Source organism: Paraglaciecola marina (genome assembly GCF_004360155.1).
Classification (GTDB): Bacteria; Pseudomonadota; Gammaproteobacteria; order Enterobacterales; family Alteromonadaceae; genus Paraglaciecola; species Paraglaciecola marina.
The window spans coordinates 142,200-162,656 of record NZ_ML178720.1 but is presented as its reverse complement, the minus strand read 5'-3'; the positions used below and the strand labels follow the sequence as shown (position 1 = coordinate 162,656).

The 20,457-nt window shown below is 40.0% G+C and carries 23 protein-coding genes; 17 read left to right on the top strand and 6 right to left on the bottom strand.

The window, feature by feature from the left end:
- Window positions 1-2: 2 nt before the first annotated feature.
- The 4 genes from EOK74_RS00735 (at window position 3) to EOK74_RS00720 (ending at window position 4,244) form a co-directional block, all read left to right on the top strand.
- Window positions 3-581, top strand: a complete 579-nt coding sequence (locus EOK74_RS00735; RefSeq protein ID WP_133467984.1) for a YqiA/YcfP family alpha/beta fold hydrolase — start codon at window positions 3-5, stop codon at window positions 579-581.
- Window positions 582-681: 100 nt separating this feature from the next.
- The gene (gene parE, locus EOK74_RS00730; protein WP_133467982.1) at window positions 682-2,571 is read left to right on the top strand and encodes a DNA topoisomerase IV subunit B; all 1,890 of its coding nucleotides are present in this window, start codon (window positions 682-684) and stop codon (window positions 2,569-2,571) included.
- Window positions 2,572-2,922 carry a hypothetical protein gene (locus EOK74_RS00725; protein ID WP_133467980.1) on the top strand — a complete coding sequence of 117 codons (351 nt, stop codon included), beginning with the start codon at window positions 2,572-2,574 and terminating at the stop codon, window positions 2,920-2,922. It begins immediately after the preceding gene.
- A 29-nt stretch (window positions 2,923-2,951) separates the two neighbouring features.
- Window positions 2,952-4,244: a YfiM family lipoprotein gene (locus EOK74_RS00720; protein ID WP_133467978.1), complete on the top strand. Its 1,293-nt coding sequence runs from the start codon at window positions 2,952-2,954 to the stop codon at window positions 4,242-4,244.
- Window positions 4,245-4,263: 19 nt separating this feature from the next.
- On the opposite strand, the gene EOK74_RS00715 is transcribed toward EOK74_RS00720, so the two are convergent.
- Window positions 4,264-4,572, bottom strand: a complete 309-nt coding sequence (locus tag EOK74_RS00715) for a hypothetical protein (protein ID WP_133467976.1) — start codon at window positions 4,570-4,572, stop codon at window positions 4,264-4,266.
- A gap of 95 nt (window positions 4,573-4,667) precedes the next feature.
- Here EOK74_RS00715 and EOK74_RS20770 point away from each other — a divergent pair, with 95 nt between their 5' ends.
- A complete protein-coding gene (locus EOK74_RS20770) occupies window positions 4,668-4,844 on the top strand; it encodes a hypothetical protein (protein WP_166638686.1) in 177 nt (58 codons plus the stop codon).
- Window positions 4,845-5,103: 259 nt separating this feature from the next.
- A complete protein-coding gene (locus EOK74_RS00710; protein ID WP_133467974.1) occupies window positions 5,104-5,388 on the top strand; it encodes a hypothetical protein in 285 nt (94 codons plus the stop codon).
- A gap of 28 nt (window positions 5,389-5,416) precedes the next feature.
- Here EOK74_RS00710 and epmB read toward each other — a convergent pair whose 3' ends face one another.
- The gene (epmB, locus tag EOK74_RS00705; RefSeq protein WP_133467972.1) at window positions 5,417-6,442 is read right to left on the bottom strand and encodes an EF-P beta-lysylation protein EpmB; all 1,026 of its coding nucleotides are present in this window, start codon (window positions 6,440-6,442) and stop codon (window positions 5,417-5,419) included.
- 35 nt (window positions 6,443-6,477) lie between these two features.
- Between epmB and efp the strand changes: the two genes are divergently transcribed.
- The 4 genes from efp (at window position 6,478) to EOK74_RS00685 (ending at window position 9,210) form a co-directional block, all read left to right on the top strand.
- Window positions 6,478-7,047: an elongation factor P gene (efp, locus tag EOK74_RS00700; RefSeq protein ID WP_133467970.1), complete on the top strand. Its 570-nt coding sequence runs from the start codon at window positions 6,478-6,480 to the stop codon at window positions 7,045-7,047.
- Window positions 7,048-7,116: 69 nt separating this feature from the next.
- Window positions 7,117-8,103 (top strand): elongation factor P--(R)-beta-lysine ligase, encoded by a 987-nt coding sequence (epmA, locus tag EOK74_RS00695; protein WP_133467968.1) that lies wholly within the window; start codon window positions 7,117-7,119, stop codon window positions 8,101-8,103.
- 50 nt (window positions 8,104-8,153) lie between these two features.
- Window positions 8,154-8,612 (top strand): hypothetical protein, encoded by a 459-nt coding sequence (locus EOK74_RS00690; protein ID WP_133467966.1) that lies wholly within the window; start codon window positions 8,154-8,156, stop codon window positions 8,610-8,612.
- A 70-nt stretch (window positions 8,613-8,682) separates the two neighbouring features.
- Complete coding sequence (locus tag EOK74_RS00685; RefSeq protein WP_133467964.1) at window positions 8,683-9,210, top strand: hypothetical protein; 528 nt, start codon at window positions 8,683-8,685, stop codon at window positions 9,208-9,210.
- A gap of 143 nt (window positions 9,211-9,353) precedes the next feature.
- Here EOK74_RS00685 and EOK74_RS00680 read toward each other — a convergent pair whose 3' ends face one another.
- Window positions 9,354-9,890, bottom strand: coding sequence for a DsrE family protein (locus tag EOK74_RS00680; protein ID WP_133467962.1), 537 nt, complete (start codon window positions 9,888-9,890; stop codon window positions 9,354-9,356).
- Between the two features lie 432 nt (window positions 9,891-10,322).
- Between EOK74_RS00680 and EOK74_RS00675 the strand changes: the two genes are divergently transcribed.
- A complete protein-coding gene (locus EOK74_RS00675) occupies window positions 10,323-10,772 on the top strand; it encodes a ferritin-like domain-containing protein (protein ID WP_133467960.1) in 450 nt (149 codons plus the stop codon).
- A 67-nt stretch (window positions 10,773-10,839) separates the two neighbouring features.
- Here the strand turns inward: EOK74_RS00675 and EOK74_RS00670 are convergent, their stop codons facing one another.
- From EOK74_RS00670 to EOK74_RS00660, 3 genes are all read right to left on the bottom strand, one after another.
- Window positions 10,840-13,044 carry a TonB-dependent receptor gene (locus EOK74_RS00670; RefSeq protein WP_133467958.1) on the bottom strand — a complete coding sequence of 735 codons (2,205 nt, stop codon included), beginning with the start codon at window positions 13,042-13,044 and terminating at the stop codon, window positions 10,840-10,842.
- Between the two features lie 315 nt (window positions 13,045-13,359).
- The gene (locus EOK74_RS00665) at window positions 13,360-13,959 is read right to left on the bottom strand and encodes a peptidylprolyl isomerase (RefSeq protein WP_133467956.1); all 600 of its coding nucleotides are present in this window, start codon (window positions 13,957-13,959) and stop codon (window positions 13,360-13,362) included.
- A 26-nt stretch (window positions 13,960-13,985) separates the two neighbouring features.
- Window positions 13,986-15,140, bottom strand: a complete 1,155-nt coding sequence (locus tag EOK74_RS00660) for a methyltransferase (RefSeq protein ID WP_133467954.1) — start codon at window positions 15,138-15,140, stop codon at window positions 13,986-13,988.
- Between the two features lie 250 nt (window positions 15,141-15,390).
- On the opposite strand from EOK74_RS00660, the gene EOK74_RS00655 reads away from it, so the two are divergent.
- The 6 genes from EOK74_RS00655 to fabV all read left to right on the top strand — a co-directional run bounded on the left by EOK74_RS00655 (window position 15,391) and on the right by fabV (window position 20,223).
- Window positions 15,391-15,714, top strand: a complete 324-nt coding sequence (locus tag EOK74_RS00655; RefSeq protein WP_133467952.1) for a BolA family protein — start codon at window positions 15,391-15,393, stop codon at window positions 15,712-15,714.
- A gap of 9 nt (window positions 15,715-15,723) precedes the next feature.
- A complete protein-coding gene (locus EOK74_RS00650; RefSeq protein WP_133467950.1) occupies window positions 15,724-16,263 on the top strand; it encodes a TRAP transporter small permease subunit in 540 nt (179 codons plus the stop codon).
- Window positions 16,264-17,631, top strand: a complete 1,368-nt coding sequence (locus EOK74_RS00645; protein ID WP_133467948.1) for a TRAP transporter large permease — start codon at window positions 16,264-16,266, stop codon at window positions 17,629-17,631.
- Between the two features lie 7 nt (window positions 17,632-17,638).
- Window positions 17,639-18,760, top strand: a complete 1,122-nt coding sequence (locus EOK74_RS00640) for a TRAP transporter substrate-binding protein (RefSeq protein ID WP_133467946.1) — start codon at window positions 17,639-17,641, stop codon at window positions 18,758-18,760.
- 12 nt (window positions 18,761-18,772) lie between these two features.
- Entirely contained in the window at window positions 18,773-18,949 is a 177-nt protein-coding gene (locus tag EOK74_RS00635) for a YqaE/Pmp3 family membrane protein (RefSeq protein ID WP_133467944.1), read from the top strand.
- 95 nt (window positions 18,950-19,044) lie between these two features.
- Window positions 19,045-20,223: an enoyl-ACP reductase FabV gene (gene fabV, locus EOK74_RS00630; RefSeq protein ID WP_133467942.1), complete on the top strand. Its 1,179-nt coding sequence runs from the start codon at window positions 19,045-19,047 to the stop codon at window positions 20,221-20,223.
- Window positions 20,224-20,457 lie beyond the last annotated feature (234 nt).

Sequence of the window (20,457 nt, the reverse complement as noted above, 5' to 3'; positions counted from 1 at the left end):
AAGTGGATTATTTAGTCGTATATTTACATGGTTTTTTAAGCTCACCACAATCTTTAAAAGCTACACAGACTTTAGATTTTGTAAAAAAGCATTACCCTGATTTACATATGGAGGTGCCCCAGTTAGCAAACTACCCGCAAGATGCGGCAAAGATAATAGAAGATATTATTAAGCAGTATCCTGATAAAAAACTACGCTTTATTGGAAGCTCACTTGGTGGATATCTATCGACCTATATGCGAGAGAAGTATTCAGGTAAAGCTGTGTTAGTTAACCCTGCGGTAAGGCCATATGAACTATTGCTGGGCTATTTAGGTGAGCATGTAAATCCCAATTCTGGCGAGCAGTTTTTACTTGAGAAGAAACACATTGAAGAGTTGGTCGCATTAGATTGTGAAAATGTACACGCTAAAGAAAATTATTGGGTACTGCTACAAACCAAAGATGAAACATTAGATTATCGCCAAGCAGAATCGAAATACCAAGGCTGTAAAATGACAATTGAGGAAGGTGGTGATCATAGTTTTCAAAATTTTCAGCGATTCTTACCAGATATTTTTAGGTTTCTACTGCAAGACTAAATGAAGCTTGGTATAACATATGTATACATGTAAGTGCCCGCGTGTAAGCCGTGAGTGTTTCATCCGCTATTTCGAATAATAAGAGCTCTGAATAAAAAATATGTCAAATCAATATAACGCAGAAGCCATTGAGGTTTTAAACGGCCTTGAACCCGTGCAACGTCGCCCAGGCATGTACACAGATACTACTCGCCCTAACCATTTGAGTCAGGAAGTGATAGATAACAGTGTGGATGAAGCTTTAGGTGGCCATGCAACCTCAATAAAAATTGTATTACATACCGATCAATCTTTAGAAGTCACTGATGACGGTCGTGGTATGCCTGTGGATATTCACCCAGAAGAAGGTATTTCTGGTGTTGAATTGATTATGACTAAATTACACGCTGGTGGTAAGTTTTCTAACAAGAACTACCAGTTTTCTGGTGGTTTGCACGGTGTGGGTATTTCAGTGGTGAATGCCTTGTCAAAGCGAGTTGAAGTCAACATTCGCCGGGATGGTAATGTACATCAAATTGCGTTCGAGAATGGCGATAAAGTACAAGAGTTAGAAATAGTTGATACCTGTGGTAAGCGCAATACTGGTACTAAAGTTCATTTTTGGCCAGACCCGCAATATTTTGACTCAGCTAAATTTTCGGTTTCTAAGCTACTACACGTGTTGCAGGCTAAAGCGGTCCTATGTCCAGGCTTACGAATTCGATTTGATAATAAAATCACTAGTGAAACCAAAGAATGGTATTTCGAAGATGGCCTGCGGGATTACCTTTATCAATCGGTAAAAGAATATGTCACCCTGCCTGAAGATGCGCCATTTGTTGGTTCTATTTCTGGTAATACTGAAGCCGCTGATTGGGCGGTAATGTGGCTGCCAGAAGGTGGTGAGATGATCACCGAAAGTTACGTGAATCTTATTCCTACCGCACAAGGCGGTACTCACGTAAATGGTTTACGTCAAGGCTTGTTGGAGTCTATGCGTGAGTTTTGTGAATTTAGAAACTTAATGCCTAGAGGCGTAAAACTGAGCCCAGAAGATATCTGGGATCGTTGCAGTTACGTGTTATCTACCAAGATGCAAGACCCTCAATTTGCCGGGCAAATTAAAGAGCGTTTGTCGTCTCGCCAAGCTGCAGCTTTCGTATCGGGTGTGGTAAAGGACGCCTTTAGCTTGTGGTTAAATCAGCATACAGATGTGGCTGAGTTATTAGCTGAAATGTGTATTAACAATGCCCAGTCTCGTTTACGGGCAAGTAAAAAAGTGGCTCGTAAAAAAGTCACCCAAGGCCCAGCTTTGCCTGGAAAATTAACAGATTGCTCTACTCAGGATACTTCTCGCTCAGAGTTATTTTTAGTGGAAGGGGACTCAGCAGGTGGTTCTGCTAAACAAGCTAGAGATAGAGAGTTTCAGGCTATCATGCCTTTACGTGGCAAAATTCTGAACAGCTGGGAAGTGGACTCATCTCAAGTTCTGGCATCTAACGAAATTCACGATATTTCAGTTGCCTTAGGGATTGACCCAGACTCTGAAGACTTAAGTGGCCTACGTTACGATAAAATTTGTATCTTGGCGGACGCTGACTCCGACGGATTACACATAGCGACTCTTTTATGTGCTTTGTTTGTTAAGCATTTTAGAACTTTAGTGAACACGGGCCACGTATATGTGGCCATGCCGCCTTTGTTTAGAATCGATATTGGTAAAGAAGTCTATTACGCCTTAGATGAGGGTGAAAAAGAAGGCATTTTAAATCGAATTGTTGCCGAGAAAAAGCGTGGCAAAGTCAACGTACAGCGCTTTAAAGGTTTGGGTGAGATGAATCCTCTGCAATTACGTGAAACCACAATGGACCCTAACACTCGTAGGTTAGTGCAGCTTACTGTGGGAGATGGTGAGCAAATGCTAGAAATTATGGACATGTTATTAGCTAAAAAGCGGGCACCAGATAGAAAAGAATGGTTAGAGTCTAAAGGTAATATGGCTGAAGTTTAAATGAGTGCTAAAGAAGCTCTTGGGTATAGAAACTTGGCTAATGCTGTCCAAAGAAAAATTGACTCTCTTTATTTTTATGAGAGGGTCGCTCTAGATAACCCTGATGAAATGACGATTGAAGATAAAGGGGAGTATCAGGCCTTAGAAAATATGTTGCTAGATTCTCGAGCTTTAAATGAAGCGGAGTTTATATCTAAGTATTTACAACAGCTGAAATCCTCAAAAGAAAGGTCTATAGAAAAGCATTTCAATAGTGACCAAGAAAGCGAGTATATAGAGGCATACAAAAATAATGTATCTATAGTCCTTGCCTTAATTTCACCGTCTATTTTGTCTGAAGTTAACCTCTAGAGTTTTATTATTGATAAAAGGAAATCTATTTGTTTAGCTTGTTGAAGTACCTAGTTATATTGTTATTAGTCACAATATTGTTAGCAACAGGTTTGTTTCTGTTTACTCTTGAATCACAACCATTAGTTGATACCTCTAGTGCTACTCAGGTGGACCAAGCAGAGTCTGTAAAAGCCTTAATGCATCAGCTTCAAGATACTGTAAAACTCAGGTCTACCAAGCAAGATATCACTATTAGTGAAGACCAGTTCAATAGTCTGGTTGGATTTGTCCAAAGAGCCCATAATCAGTTTCAAGGTAAAGCTATTATTCGGTCTCAGTCTTCTAAAATTTTTGTGAGTTATCAGCTTCCTAGTAATCCTATTGGGCAATTTATCAATGTAGAAGCATCCTTATTACCGGCAGCCGGTGTTGCAGTGGAATATGTGAAAGTAGGGCCAATTTCTCTTTCTGGAGATTTTGCTTTATCAAGTTTAGTGACTTTAGCTAATTGGTACACCAGCAGCGACATTGCCAGCCAATTTATTGAGCAAATAGATAACATTGCCATGAGAGATAAACACATGGTGTTGTCGGTATTACCCCTACAGCAATTTTTAAAAAACTTGAATGCAATTAAGCAGGGAGTAGGGGGGGAAAAGGATGAAGAGTTGCGTTTGAAAACAGCCTTTTACTTGAAAGAAATATCAGAGTTTAGTATTGCAAAGCGTTATACTCCCCAGTCCTTAGCAAAATATATTGGCCCAGTATTTAGCTTAGCTAAAGAGCGTTCTAGCTCAGATGAATCGGCAGCATTGGAGAATAAAGCCGCGATCATGGCTTTGGCTATATATGTTGGTCATCATAGGTTTGCCAATTTAGTGGGTGATGTTCAGCCTAATAGTCCACGGGTAGTATCTCCTAATTCTAGAACGGTTCTAAAGTCTCGAGTAGATTTAAACCAACACTTTATTTTTTCAGCGGCCATTAAAATTTTCTCTGAGCAAGGTATTAGTGTAGCGATAGGTGAATTTAAAGAGTTGATGGATCGAAGCCACGATGGCAGTGGTTACAGCTTTATTGATTTAGCCGCTGATTTTTCAGGTATTAAATTTGCTGAATCTGCAACAAACCCAGACTCAGCTCTATACGTTCAAGATATACTCGCAGGAAACTTAGATGAGAAAGCATTCTTTCCAAATATTACAGGCTTACCCGAAGGCTTGAAGAAAGCTGAATTTGAACGCAGATTTATCCGTGTTGACAGCCCCAAATATAAACAAATGATTGCCAAAATAAATGCCCGTATTGATGCGCTGCAAATTCACAACCAGCCTAACTAGTTTGCTGGATACCTTAAATTTAACGGGCGTTTTTCTGAAATTGATTAAGTGTGGTTAATAGCATCTCAATCTTTTTTACTAAAACAGGCAGTGCAGCTTTAACTGATTCAGGTGATTGGCTTTCAAGCTCAAGCACTTCTTTCGCTAACTCTTCAACATAAGGTTTGAAAAATTTACTACTGGTTTCAAACCCAGAATCTGCTGTAAAAACTGCACTAAACTTACCCTTTCCGCTTTGTTGTAAACGGGTAATAGTTTGATCTGCATCGATAGATTTACGATAAATTACTTGAACATTTTCACTAAGAGTTTGAATAATAGATTGCATAGAAATTAAAGTTTGACTTCAGCTTGCCGATAAATTTTTGATGCGGGCGATTTTGCCCGTTTTTATACTTTGCTACAAGCAATAAGGAGCACTGTATGGATATTTCAGGCTCAGCTGCTAGTTCTAGTCTTGAGATTAAGTCTCTGCAACTTGCTAAATCACAGCAAAAAGTGGAAGGCCAAGCAACACTAGAGTTACTGGAAGCTGCTGAAACACCTAAAGTTACATCTGCCAATCCTGCAATAGGGTCGAATATCGACACCTTTGCTTAGATTATTTAGGCTAAACATTTTTGTATATGCAAATGGTCGCAGATGTCTATTAAGTAGCGTATTGCCAGGTTATCTTGCGCCGACTTCTCTTAGAAGTTTAGGTGTCAGGTAACTTGGTAATCGTTTTATCAATTTTTATTTTACCTTGTTTTTCTAAGCTAATCTGGACTGGAAATAGTTCAAATTTGTGCTAAAAATTGCAACTTTGCAAAATTATATTGGTCCACTTCTTGTTACCAATTGAAATGGAGAGTCAAAGTTGAGAAATACATTCAAATTTATACCCTTAGTCTGCTTTTTAGCGGCATGTAATGCAACACAGCCGCCAAGTTATCAAGCTGACCGAGACCCAGAAGATCGCGATACTTATGTAGGTGCAAAAGGTATGGCTCAATATCAAAAAGATCAAAATTACCTCGCTAAAAAAGAACTTTCTGACAAATGCTCAGCAGCGAAGGTGGACTTAGCTGTTGCGAAAGCCAATGAAGATAAGCGTGAAATTAAAAGACAGACGAAATTAATCGATGCTAACTGCATAAACTAAGCTTTCTGTCACAAAAGCTCGAGGACCTCTATGGATGCAGATTCAAATCAAGAGGGGTTTTGCCAGGCTGGCCACCTATCTCACGTACCAATTTAGGAACCAAGTATCCAGGAAGGTGTTTGATTACATCTTGCATCAACTCGGTTGCAGTGCTGTCTGGTAAGTCAAAGTGTTCAGCCCCAGAGACTTTATCTAACACGTGCAAATAATAAGGCATAACGCCCACTTGAAATAACCTTTCGCTCAATGCGACCTGTTGTGCCACTGAGTCATTAACGCCTTTTAATAGTACTGCTTGGTTTAGTAAGGTTACGCCTGCCTGCTTTAATTTATTCATTGCCAAAGCAAATTCTGTGTCAATCTCGTTAGCATGGTTCACATGTACCACCATGACGGGCTTTAAACGAGATTTACTAAACCATGATATTAACTCTGTCGTAATTCTTGATGGGATCACCACAGGTAGGCGAGTATGGATACGTAATCTTGTGACATGGGGAATTTGTTCTATTTCTTGTGTGAGCCATGCTAAAAAGTCATCTTTTGCCATTAAGGGGTCGCCCCCAGAATAAATCACCTCATTAATTTGCGGGTTATCTGCAATATATTGTAGGGCTTCTTGCCATTGATGTTTGTTTAAGTGATTGTCGCTATAAGGAAAATGTCGGCGAAAACAATAACGACAATTAACGGCGCAACCTCCTCTTACTAGTAGTAACAGCCTATTTTGGTATTTATGTAATATTCCAGGCTGGTTGTTTTTCTGTTCATCTAGTGGGTCCGTTGAATAACCAGCCGACGTATTAAACTCATATTTACTAGTAAATATCTGTAAAAATAATGGGTCAAGCGCATCCCCTTTTTTCATTCGCCTAGCAAAAGGGCGTGGCACGCGCATGGGGAAAAGTCGCCTGGCAGCTATGTCCTTAGTGAAATTATCCACGGGCAAGTTAAGGTAATTTAGTAAAGAAACTGGGTCTGTATATGCCGTTGCCAGTTCTTTTTGCCAGTTACTCTCTACAGACAGCGGTTTTTTAGGTATTATTTGCGACAATTACTGACTCAACATAGTTATATTTACGGGGACACATGGCTAATTTCAGCACAAATGAGTTTAAAGCGGGCCTAAAGATAATGCTCGACGGCGAACCTTGCAACATTCTTGAGAATGAATTTGTTAAACCAGGAAAAGGCCAAGCCTTTAGCCGAGTTAAAATTCGTAAGCTTATTACGGGTAAAGTTTTAGAGAAAACCTTTAAGTCAGGCGAATCTGTTGAAGGTGCTGATGTAATCGACACCGAATTAGATTATTTGTATACAGATGGTGAATTTTGGCATTTCATGAATAACGAAACCTTTGAGCAAATTGCTGCAGATGAAAAAGCTGTGGGCGAAAACGTGAAATGGTTAGTAGAGAATGACACCTGCACTATTACTCTATGGAATGGTACGCCTATTGTTGTTCAACCTGCCAACTTTGTAGAGCTTGAGATTACTGATACGGATCCAGGCCTTAAAGGTGATACCGCAGGAACGGGCGGAAAACCAGCTACTTTAGCTACAGGTGCAGTCGTACGTGTGCCTTTGTTTGTACAAAGAGGCGAAGTAGTACGAGTTGATACCCGTAACGGTGAGTATGTAGGCCGCGCTCAAAAGTAATTCTAGTTATGAATAATGAAAAGCTCACATTGGTGGGCTTTTTTTATGCATGTAGTAAGAGATATTAAAATGACAGAGCAAAACTCCCAAAGCAACTGGCAGCCTAGTGCCGTAATAGCCACTCTTAAAAAGCGAGCGCAATTAATACGCTCTATTCGTGAGTTTTTTTATCGAAAAGATGTATTAGAAGTTGATACTCCTGCCTTAAGTCATGCCACTGTCACAGATCAACATCTACATTCATTCTGTACTCGTTTCGACAATCCTATGTCGCCAAATACCACTGAGCTGTTTCTACAGACCTCTCCTGAATTTGCCATGAAACGTTTGCTGTGCGCGGGTAGCGGTTCTATTTATCAAATATGTAAATCTTTTAGAAATGAAGAAGCAGGGCGTTTTCATAACCCCGAATTTACTATGCTAGAGTGGTACCGCGTTGGATATGATCATCATGGGCTGATGACTGAGGTTGATGAACTTATACAGTTAATACTTAAGACAGAACCAGCGGAGCGTATGACCTATCAACAGGCTTTTTTGCAACACCTAAATTGTGATCCTTTGACAGCAAGTTTAGATGAATTACGCGCCCTTGCGAGTCGTTACGGTTATCAAGACATAGCTGCTAATGAATCATCTAAAGATACTTTGATGATGTTGTTGTTCAGCCAACACATAGAGCCACATATAGGGCAAGACAGACCTTGTTTGGTGTATGAGTTTCCGGCGTCACAAGCGGCTTTGGCTAAAATCAGTAAAGATAACCCCCTAGTGGCAGAGCGTTTTGAGTTATATTTTAAAGGGATCGAATTGGCTAACGGGTTTCATGAATTAAGTGATGCAAAGGAGCAGCGCCGGCGTTTTGAGCATGATAACCAAACCCGATTATCGCAAGGACTACAAAGTATGCCCTTAGACAAAAACTTAATTGCGGCGCTAGAACATGGGTTACCAGAGTGTGCTGGCGTGGCATTAGGTATAGATAGATTACTGATGCTAGCCCTCAATTGTGACAGCATTGACCAAGTTACCGCCTTTGAGTATAACCGCGCCTAGCCCGTGTTCTAAACACAGATTATCAATGCAATGATGAAGGACAGAAGCATATGACACCCGATAGCAATTTGTTGGCTCTACAGCAAGAATGGACCACTCTACAAACTCAGTTTGATAGTTACGAAAAGCATTCCTTGTTTATCAAACTATTCAATGTCGCAATAAGCTGTGCACTATTATTTATTATTAACAGTGGTCTTTGGACGCTCTTCATTTGTGCAATCGTTTGGCTTCAAGACGGAATTTGGAAAACATTTCAAGGGCGTATAGCACAGCGCTTAGAGTCGGTTGAACACGGGATTAAACACTATGCTTCTGCGAAAAATGCTGAAGGTAATGGCGACTCATCCCTTTTAGCTATGCAATTTAACACAGCATGGGAAGAGTCGAGGAAAGGAGCCATAGGCTTGGTCTTCGAGTACCTAAAAAACTCAATTAAGCCAACCATGGCTTACCCACACGTTTTGTTATTACTGATAATTATTGCCAATAGTTGTTTAGCGGGGTAGCTATGCTAGCGGAGCTTGACTGTTCTGATTGTGCGGTTAGGCTGACTAAACCAAGACTAAGGAGAGTAGGGTGAAAGAATATTATTTCAACAGAAGTGCTTTAACGCATATCGCTTGTATTTTTCTAATTTACCTACTTGCAGATATATATGTGTTAAAAGATGGGGAGGCTTTCCTGTTAACTTTAGTTTTTTTACTGAAATTATTTTCTTTCATAGCCTATAGCATCTTGCCTTCAGATAAGCTTGGGCTAGTTGGGATTGAAAAATTTGAGCCTATAAGTTATCGGGCCGTAGCAGATTTTTTAGCTATTTGTTTAGGGTTGTGGTGTATTTGGGTCGAGTTAATGTTTATAGATGGGATGGTATCAAGGTTTGTAGGGATTCTATTATTACTAACTTTCCCTTCAATAATGGTCTTCCTTGGTCGGATGATTATTTATTTTTCGTTGCCAAAGAATGGCTCAGTGGTAGTGCCATTTTTATGCAGAACGTTAATGATGGTTTGGCTTATCTTGAGCATGTATTTTTTGATATACGGGGATTGGGTCTGGAATTTTCTAGAGCCTTATGATTTTCTTTCTTACATGGCCAGTTAAATTAAGGAAAGATAAGAAAAACAAAAATGTCATCCACCTTACTTTGATATAACAGTTTGTTTGAGACGCTCAATGGGGCAGCGGCATTAGGTATGCTAAAGTCTTGTGCATTCACTAATGCCACCGCTAATTGTTTAAACTTGTTAAGGAACTAACGTATAACCTTGTTTGGCTAGGTGTGCATGGGCGGTCATATTAGATAGCTCCACTTCTACGCCTTTTTCAAACATATTTGGTAGGAAGTCATGGGCTACGGCTGATTGGCCACATACTAGAATACGCGCGCCTTTATCCATAAGTAACTCTAGTAACTCAGTATTGGGGTTATTGTATCCTTTGAGTTTTTTAAATTCAGTGTTGCTCAGAATTTCAGATGTTGCAGGTCCTGATACAACCATAGCAACGTCTATGTTTTCTAGCTTTGCGCCACTAGCAACATGCATATTGATGAATCGTGTCAAGCGTTCGAAGCCGCGATTGACCTTGCCTTCTTTAGCTCCTGCGTTTACATCAAAGGCTATTTTAAACTTTTCATCGGCTGAAATAGTGACTCCGGGCACAGGAACATGGGTGCCATAGTTTTCAAATACTGGGCCGGGCTTAAAGTCTTCAACACCAGCATAAGTATTGAAGGTGATAAATAGGGTACTAAGAAGTCCAAGCAAGGATGATTTTCTCATTATTATTTCCTTTTATTATTAATAGTATAGATATTCAAATTAGCTGATGGGGAGTCTACTTAAGGACTTGAATAGTTCAAGGCGTTTACTGTCAGGCTACGAATATCTAAGGTAGAAAATACTTATATTTTTGAGAGTAATATCAGCTGTGGCCAATTTTTATACAGGGAGTAGTGATTGCCTTTATTAAAGGATTTTCAAAACAAAAGCCGGCTTGAAATTTTAGGCCGGCTGGTTTTGGCGTTTTACTTTATATTGGGTGCTTTTTACAGGGTGACTGTAAAAAGGTTACAGCTCATTAAAAAACTTCATGTAAATAAATTCATATTTATCAGTTGCTTATGTTGTTTTGTGAGGCGGCATAGTGCTTGCTGTTTATTGGTTAAGCCGATTCTTTATGTAGTCGGTGTAATCAAATTACAGGAGTAAATTATGCAAACGCAAATTAAACAAGTAGAAAAAGTCTCAGATGTTATCCAAGTGGTTAAAGCGGGTATCGATTTTTACGAAAGCGCGATTACGGAAGTAGAAAGTCCTGAAGTTAAAACAATTTTCAGCAATATGGTTACCAAGAAAAAGCAGGTGATCAGTAAGTTACAACCTTTAGCAATTGCCGAGCAAGGTGAGGTTGAAAAAGGTTCGTCTTGGGCGGTTAATGCAAGAAAAGTGTATACAGATTTTTTAGGTACGTTTTCAAAGAACGAAGATCATACCTATGTCAGTCAACTGGAAGAGGTTGAAGATAAAATCTTAGAAACCCTAGATGAAGCGATTTCTGAAAAACAGCCTACTCAGGCTATGACTACCCTGCTGTCTGCTAAGGTTGAAGCTCAGGCCATGCATGATCAAATGAAGGCCTTACAGCACATCACTAAGCACTAGTATTCATGTGAAGTGTCAAGGTAAAAAAGCGGCACACTGTGCCGCTTAATTAAGTTTCTTTGTTGTATTAAAACTCTGAAGAGAACCTAAGTCCAAATTCACTGGCGTCATTGCTCAGCACTACTAGTATATAGTCTCCGGTATTTAAACGGGCATTGTCGTAGCGTTCATCGAATACGTTTTGGCCGTATAGTGATACTTTCCAATTAGCGTCTGCTGGTGCGTAAGACAGATCAAAGTTAACTAACTCTCGGCTGTCGATTTGTGTTAACCGACCAGGATCAGAGCTAGGCTCACCATACATTTCGTCCCGATATGAATAATCCATTCGCGCATTAATCGTTGCGCCATTACTCAGTTCAAATTCATAAGATGGGCTGATTGAGGCGGTAAGATCAGGCGTTAATGGCGCAACAGGTTTTACCCCATCGAGTTTTTGAACATCAACATCTATGTAACCAAGGCTTGTATGTAGCTTGAAGTTATCAGTGAAGTACATGGTACTTTCCCACTCAATACCTCTAGAGGTTTGTTCAACCACTAGGTTGGTAGTACTAAAGCCGCCTTCAAGTGTAGTACTTACTTGGTAAGGCAAGTCTTCGTACTCTGTATTAAATAAGGCAATACTCATACTGAAACTATCAGTGACTTGACCCTTTAACCCTACTTCATAGTTAACGGCTGTGATGTTGTCTGATGCTACAAAACAATCTGGGTCGCCAAATAAACAGTAAGGTCTTGCTGGGAACTGCCCTGATTGATACCCACTTTGAATACTAGCGTAGGCATTCAAACCGTTATCGAGGGTGTAAGCGGCTGACAGTTCATAACTTAATTGGCTCCAGTCGTCTTCTGATGTGGTTGGGCCTATTCCTACATTAGCTACCGCCTCTTTTTCATCTTTTGTATAACGTAGGCCACCAGAAATACGCAAGTCATCGGTTAAGTCATAACCAAGGTTGAAGAAAACAGCTTGGCTGGTGGTTTCTTGGTCGAGGGCAAAGGAGTTTCCACCACCGTTGAAACTTGAGTCTTCTCCTTGGCGGTTACTGCCTTCTTCGTTAAACCAGTAAATACCCGAGACAAAATCAAAGTTATCGTAATAACCGTTTAGTTGTAACTCGATAGACGTTTGGTCAGCGTCACCGGTTTCTGGGTATTGATCTAAATCATAGATAGTACTGTCATCGTCTAACCCTGCTTTGTATTCAGAGCTACGGTTACTGATGACGGCTTTGGTGGATAAGGTATCAGATAAACTCCAATCAGCTGTAATGGATATTCCACTGGCTTTATTGGTTACTGTGGTGACAGCAGCTGTACCTGTAGCATTGTCGTAAGGGTCTTCTGATACATCTGAGTTACGTAAAGGCCCTGAAGGAGTAGGAAAACCAAAACGTTCACCTGTGTAATAGGCGCCTGTTGGGATTTCATCAATTAAAGTTGTGTAAGGACGTAAACCGCCTTCACCATCGTTAGCATCTGCTGTTACCACTAAACTAAAATCATCATTAGGGGCGTATTTTACGGATAAGCGGCCATAGAGTTCTTTGGTTTCACCCACATCATATTCAGCATCTGGTACATTATAGAACTCACCTAAGCCGTCACGGCTGTTGTATCCGGCGTTGAAGTTGAATGAGAAATCTTCGCTCAGGGCTCTATTGACAAATACGTCGGCCTTAGCACGGCCTCGAGTACCAAACTGTAAGCCTAGTTTAGTCACAGCGTCTTCATTAGGCTCTTTGGTGATAATGTTAATGGCTCCACCAATTGAGTTTCGGCCATATAGAGTACCTTGTGGCCCTCTTAGGACTTCAATTCTTTCTATATTGTTTAGGTTCCAGTTTTGACCTACTTGACGACCAAGATACACCCCATCAACGTAAACACTCACGCCTGGATCTGTGGTGATTAAGTGATCTTGTAAACCTATACCGCGAATAAACGGGTTGGCAGAAGACGTATGGCCAGCTGAAAAACCAGTAACACTTAAATTGGGTACAAATTTGCCTACGTCGGTTAGATCAGAAATCCCTTGAGCGGCTAAAGCATCTCCACTAAATGCGCTCATCGCAATAGGGACTTCATAAATGACCTGTGACCGTTTAGTAGCCGTTACTGTAATGGACTCAATTTTGCTATCGGCTTCATCCTCTACTGCTTGCTCTTGGGCATGAAGTGAACCTGATATTGCTGCTGCCAAAACGGTGACATAAAAGGCTTTTTTAGCCAGCTTGTTATAATGCGTGTTGTTCAAGGTAATCTCCATGATTGTTAGCTTTGTCTCATTTTTTGCTGGTTATCAACTTAAATTAGAATTTATGTGAAGAGTGATAACTTCGAGGGCATAAGCACAAACCAGACCATTTGGTTTAAGATTATATATTTCAGTAGCTTAGGTTGTTTTATTGCTTTTTCGTGGACCTTTTGGTCTGCATCTTAGTTGCAGAGTTGTGCAGTACTGCTCAAAAATAGCTCAGTTGAACCATAGAGTCAGAAAAACTAGGGCGTGGTTGTGGGAGTTTTTTAATTATGTGGTGTGAAACATAGATTAAACAATTAAAAAACTCCTACGCTAATTTTTTTATAGAGGAGGTAGTATGGTGACTTTTTTAAGTATGACAGCCTCAACAGGCACGTCTGCCCATCCATATTTAGGGTCAAAGTCTGTTTTAACTGCAACGATTTTATCAAGCACTTCGTAACCTTCCATTACGCTACCAAAGACTGTGTAACCCCAGCCTCTGCCAGGATCTAAACTCTCGTTGTCAGCCATGTTAAAGAAGAATTGACGGTTTGCTGAGTGAGGGTCGTTCTCTCTCGCCATAGTGATAGTGTACATATCATTTTTAAGGCCATTGCCTGATTCATTAATTATTCTGCCAAAAGATGGCTTTTCAACAAAATCAACATCATAGGCACCGCCTTGAACCACAAAGTCTGCTATCACTCTATGGAACATGGTGTCTTCGTAGCTACGCTTTTCTACGTAGCGCAAAAAATTATTAACCGTAATGGGCGCTCTTGAGCGGTTTAATTCAACAATAATATCGCCCATTGTGGTTTCCATTTTCACTCTAGGATAAAAGTTATCGGGTTGAATATGAGAGCCGTCTAGTTTGGACTTAGCAAAGCTGGCTGTAGTGAAAATAAGCGAAGATAGAATAAGTAATACTTTAAGCATGGTAAGTTGACCTTTAAATACGATGATCATTTAGTAGCAGCTAAAATACTGAATTTTTTGCCTGTTGCAACTGCGTTGGTGTTTCCAAACAGTCTTTTTAGCTTTTTAGGGTAATCTAAATGGCGGTTGCCCACTACGCATAATTGCCCGCCCTTTCTTAATACTCCTTTTGCATCGGTAAACATTTGCCAAGCAATATGGTCGGTAATGGTATTTTGTTGGTGAAAAGGAGGGTTACATAGCACTAAATCTACTTGTGCATGTTCTATTGTTTGCCTGAAATTTTCTAGACAATTATCGATTCTAAACTCACACAGGTGGAGTTTGTCTGGTAAGTTGGTTTCGATATTGTGCTTAGCTGATGCGACAGCCATGTATGATTCATCTACAAATATGACTTTGTCTGGGCTACTGCTATTTAGTATGTGTAAACCCAGAACACCGTTCCCACAACCTAAATCGACTATGGTTTTGTTGTCAAAGCTCGGCAGTTTTTTGAAATGCTCTAGGATAAAGCGAGCACCTATATCTAATTGCTGGCGAGCAAATACATTGGCTAGGTTGTTTATCTTAAACTTTGGTGAATCTGTATACCAAGTTGTGGGGTAGGGGCTGGTATGTGATTTATCTGCAGTGGGCTGGCAAAAGACTAATCGTGATTTTTTCTTGGCCAAAGAAGTGGTTGTTGGCCCTAAGTACTTTTCGAACAAGCCTAACATGGACTTTGGAATAAGATTGGCTTTGCCCGCGGCAATTATTTTAGTGGATGCAGTAACACTGGGTTGCAAATCTATAAGCTGCTGCTCTAACAATGCATTGGTTTTGGGGATTTTTAGCAATACTAAATCAACTGTACTGGATATCTGCTTAACCGAGTCGGTAAAGGTGATTTGACTTACATCTAATTCGTTTTTTGCAAGATTTAATACACATGCTTGCTTGGCGACATAGGAGTCACTGACCCAAATTGGATTGGAGTTAGCAAACCAACACGCTAATGCGCCAAAATCATCGTTGATAATCCTAATGTTTTCAGTTTTCTCTAAATCTATATGCTGTTCTACATGCTCTATTAAGTACTCGTCAGCCGAGTCCCATGCTTGCCAACTGGGATGTTGGAGACTTTCTGGGTAACGAACGAGGTGAAGGTTTTTGTTTAATAGGGTTAAACATGTATTCATTGTTTAAATGGGTACTCAAATGGAAGATATAAAGATTCAGGTTTCTGTGTTGTGCATGATAACACGAGGAACAATATACGGCTGCTGCTAGTGGAATCAATTCTGAAAATTTGAAATTAGGCAAACTTCACTAAATTCTACATAATTTTAGGATATCACTTTGTATTCTCTAACAAATTATCTCTTGTTTAGGGTATTATTAGCTGTTTGCGCGCGCAGCATTAATTGATTGGTTTTATTTGGAAACGTAATGAATATTCAAACTCTTATTGAGACAAAAATAGTTGAACACTTTAATCCGGAGCATCTAGAAGTCATTAATGAAAGCTATATGCATAATGTTCCTGAGGGCTCTGAAAGTCATTTTAAAGTAATCATGGTATCTGAAAGCTTTGAAGGGGAGCGTTTGATCAAAAGGCATAGGGCAGTGAACGCAATATTAAAAGAGCAATTAGCAAATGATATTCACGCACTAGCCTTACATACTTATACAAAAGATGAGTGGCAAAAGAATTTTGGTGAAGCGCCTTTGTCTCCGAATTGTATGGGCGGCGATAGAACGCAACAAGGGTAAAGAATTTTAATGTTTATAAAACAAGGGGTTGCTTTACAGCATTTGATTGATGAGTTTCATCACCGCTTAGGCCAACTAGTCAGTTGGTTTACCTTGATTATGGTGCTTGTGACTTTGTTAATTGTTGTATTGCGGTACGGCTTTAATCTTGGTTGGGTCGCCATGCAAGAGTCTGTTATGTATTTGCATGTTGCAGTATTTCTATTAGGGGCTGCCCATACATTAAACGTTAATGAGCATGTTCGTGTAGATATTTTCTATCGAAAAATGAGTAAACGTAAGCAAGCTATGGTAGATATAATGGGCACTTTATTGTTGCTTATGCCTGTCAATTTTCTGATTTTCTTTTTGAGCTTTGATTATGTAATCAATGCATGGGCCTTGATGGAGTCCTCTCCTGAGGCCGGTGGCTTGCCTTTAGTTTTTATACTCAAAAGTTTTATCTTAGTATTTGCAATAACGATGAATTTGCAAGGTTTGGCTGAACTTATTCGCAATGTTTTATTGTTTAAAGGGACAGCTGCGTCGTCAATTGAGGTACCGGCATAAATGGAATATATGTCTATCTTAATGTTTATAGTGGTATGCGGTGTTTTACTACTAGGGTTTCCAGTTGCTTACTCTCTGGCTGGCACGGCTATTTTGTTCGCGGGTTTTGGGATGTTGACGGGACAATTTGAACAAGCTTATTTGAACGCTGTTCCGAGTCGCTTGTATGGCATTTTAACTAATCAGACCTTAATTGCAGTACCCTTATTTGTATTTATGGGAGTGACATTAGAAAAATCAAAAGTCGCTGAAAACCTACTTAATGCTATGACGCAGTTGTTTGGTCAGTATCGAGGTGGCCTTGCTATCTCTGTTATATTGGTTGGTGCACTTTTAGCAGCGAGTACCGGCATTGTGGGTGCAACGGTAGTGACCATGGGCTTGCTGTCTTTACCTACTATGTTAAAGCAAGGCTACGCTCCAAGCTTTGCAACCGGTAGTATCTGTGCAACAGGTACACTTGGACAGATTATTCCCCCCTCTATTGCCTTGGTGTTATTAGGCGATGTGTTATCTAGTGCTTACCAAAGAGCTCAGCTCAATATGGGGATTTTCTCCCCTGAGTCTGTGTCCGTGGGTGATCTTTTTGTTGGTGCAATTGTGCCTGGTGCCATACTGGTTAGTTTGTACTTAATATACGTTGTGGGTGTTACTTGGTTGCAACCACATAAGGTGCCAAGAGTTGCACCTGAAAAAAGTAAGATCACATGGCCTGCTTTTTTAGGAGCGCTATTGCCACCATTGCTACTGATATTTCTGGTGTTGGGGGCTATTTTAGGTGGTTTTGCAACGCCTACAGAAGCTGCGGGTGTAGGTGCAGCTGGTTCATTGGTTTTAGCTGTGGTTCAAAAACAATTGAGTTTAGCCAAACTTAAAGAGGTGATGTTAACCACAACTAAAGTGACCTCTATGGTGTTTTTAATTTTAATCGGCGCCTCGATATTTTCTTTAGTTTTTCGTGGCTTTGGTGGTGAGGAATTAATTGAGCATCTATTTAACCAACTCCCAGGTGGTGTGTTTGCAGCAGTACTGGTTGTAATGTTGGTTATTTTTGTTTTGGGATTTATTTTAGATTTTATTGAAATTACATTTGTTGTGGTGCCTCTGGTTGCCCCAGTACTTTTAGCTATGGGAATTGATCCTATTTGGTTGGGTATAATGATAGCGGTAAACTTACAGACATCATTTTTAACCCCTCCGTTTGGATTCGCGCTGTTTTATTTAAGGGGTGTAGCACCAGACTCAGTGCAAACAACAGATATTTATAAAGGGGTCATACCGTTTATCATACTGCAAATTATGCTGTTGATAGGGATGGCAATTTGGCCTAGTTTAGTGACTTGGTTACCAGCAGTAGTTTATGGTTAGAGAGTTTATGTTGAACAAAATAAAAGTAGTTTATACAAGATTTATTATTGGCCTTGCGTGCGCTATAGCCTTATTTGGTTGCTCCAAAGAACAAGCTGATTCTGATAATGGTGCGGTGCAGCTTCAGAAAACCTACAAGTGGAAAATGGTAACATCTTGGCCAAAGAACTTTCCCGGAATAGGTCGAGGGCCTGAAACCTTTGCAGAAAATGTTGAGCGTATGTCTGGTGGCAGGTTAACGATTAATGTCTATGGGGCTGGGGAGTTAGTGCCTCCTTTTGAAGTATTTGATGCTGTTTCTCAAGGTACCGCTGAAATTGGGCATTCTGCTGCCTATTATTGGAAAGGTAAGTCTGCTGCTGCACAAATTTTTACTGCCATTCCCTTTGGTATGAACGTACAAGAGACAAATGGTTGGCTGCACTATGGCGGCGGCATGGAGCTATGGCGTGAAATCTATAAACCTTTTGGTTTAATTCCCTTTACTGGTGGTAATACTGGGGTTCAGTTTGCAGGTTGGTTCAAAAAAGAAATCAATTCAATCGATGATGTGCAGGGCTTGAAAATGCGTATACCTGGGCTAGGTGGAGAAGTTTTCAAAAAAATAGGAGGCATTCCAGTTGCATTAAGCGGAGCTGAAATCTTTACTTCATTACAATCAGGAGCGATCGATGGTACTGAGTGGGTTGGTCCCTACAACGATTTAGCGTTTGGGTTACATAAAGCAGCTGAGTTTTACTATTATTCTGGTTGGCATGAACCTGGGTCTGCTTTGGAGTTCATCGTAAATGAAAAAGCTTACCAAGCTTTACCTAAAGATTTACAGGCTATTGTGGAGGTTGCTACAAAAGCAGCAAATCAAGATATTCTGGATGAATACACAGCCCGTAACATAGAAGCGATGCAAACCTTAAAAGACAAGCATAAAGTGGATATGCGAGCTTTGCCAGCTGATGTAATAAATGCATTAAAACAAGCGTCTTTAGAAGTCATGCAAGAGCAAGCTGCAGCTGATCCTGCATTTAAAAAAGTCTACGACTCTTATTCAAGTTTTCAGTTGAAAGCCATGGATTACCATAAGGTATCTGAGTATGAGTATTATAAAAATCGTTCTGATACTGATAATTAAAAGAGGTCATTTATGCAAACAGTTAATCCCATCAATTTAATTTTGGCTATATTTCTACCGCCAATCGGCGCTTTTTTGCAAGTTGGCTTATCTGCCCACTTATTTATCAATATAGTCTTAACTTTATTAGGTGGTATACCTGGGGTTATTCATGCGGTATGGCTAGTGTTGACCCATAAAACAGGTTAGCAAAATATTAAGTGTTTAAACACGTCAGCTGTTCAGATGTGTTTTACTCGGTATTGTCTATACAATGCGTCCACATTTTTGAATAGGATATTTTTATGATTGTTAAGCCGAAGATCCGTGGCTTTATTTGTACAAATGCTCATCCAGTTGGATGTGCGGCCAATGTTCAACAACAAATTGATTATGTTAAGTCTCAAGGTGAGCTTCAAAATGCTCCAAAGAACGTCTTGGTAATTGGTTGTTCTACCGGGTACGGGTTAGCGTCAAGAATTGTTTCAGCTTTTGGCGGCGGTGCAAAAACGCTAGGCGTGTGTTTTGAAAAAGCACCAACAGAGCGTAAAACAGGTACTGCCGGTTGGTACAATACTGCTGGGTTTCATGCAAAAGCTGAAGCTGCTGGTTTATATGCTAAAACGTTAAACGGTGATGCGTTTTCAGATGAGCTAAAACAACAAACTATTGATACCTTAAAAGCTGATATGGGTAAGGTAGATTTAGTGATCTATAGCCTTGCATCTCCTCGTAGGACCGATCCTAAAACCGGTGAAACGTTTAAGTCGACCTTAAAGCCTGTTGGTGGAGCTTACACCACTAAAACCTATGATACCGATAAAGATAAAGTGCATGACATCAGTCTTGAGCCTGCAAGCCAAGAAGAGATTGACCACACTATTAAAGTTATGGGTGGCGAAGATTGGGAATTATGGTTAGAAGCGTTAGATAAAGCTGACCTTTTAGCTGATGGTTGTAAAACAACAGCTTATACCTATGTGGGTAAAGAGTTAACGTGGCCCATATACGGACAAGCAACTATCGGAAAAGCTAAAGAAGATTTAGATAGAGCTGCCGCCGAAATTGTAAAAACAAAAGCAAGCAAAAATGTTCAGGCTTATGTTTCTTCATTGAAAGCATTAGTGACACAAGCGAGTTCTGCTATTCCTGTTATGCCTCTATATATTTCACTGATATATAAAGTCATGAAAGAAGAAGGTACGCACCAAGGCTGTATCGAACAAATATATGACTTGTTCACCGATAAATTGACTCAAGCAACTCCAGAAGTAGATGAAATGGGTCGTTTGTATATGAATGATAAAGAAACAAACGATGCTACGCAGGCAAAAATTAAAGCCTTATGGGATCAAGTGACCCAAGAGAATTTCCACGAATTAAGTGATTATGCTGGTTATCACCATGAGTTTTTAAAGTTGTTTGGTTTTGATGTATCAGGTGTTGATTATGATGCTGATGTTGAGCCTTTAGCGGATTGGTAGATCCCTGCGCTTCTTAGATATTAATTAAACCGTCTTATGACGGTTTTTTGTTATTTAATAAAACGATATTTGTAATTTTTAAGGTATATTTGAGAAAAACATTATAAAAATTGCGGTTAAACAATAAATTGCATGGAAGAATTGGTGCGGTTAATGCTAAAATTCGCGACTCAATTGTGGTTGCCTGCAATTTTTTGCATGCCGATATACGATTGTTGCGGCTAAATTTAGAAA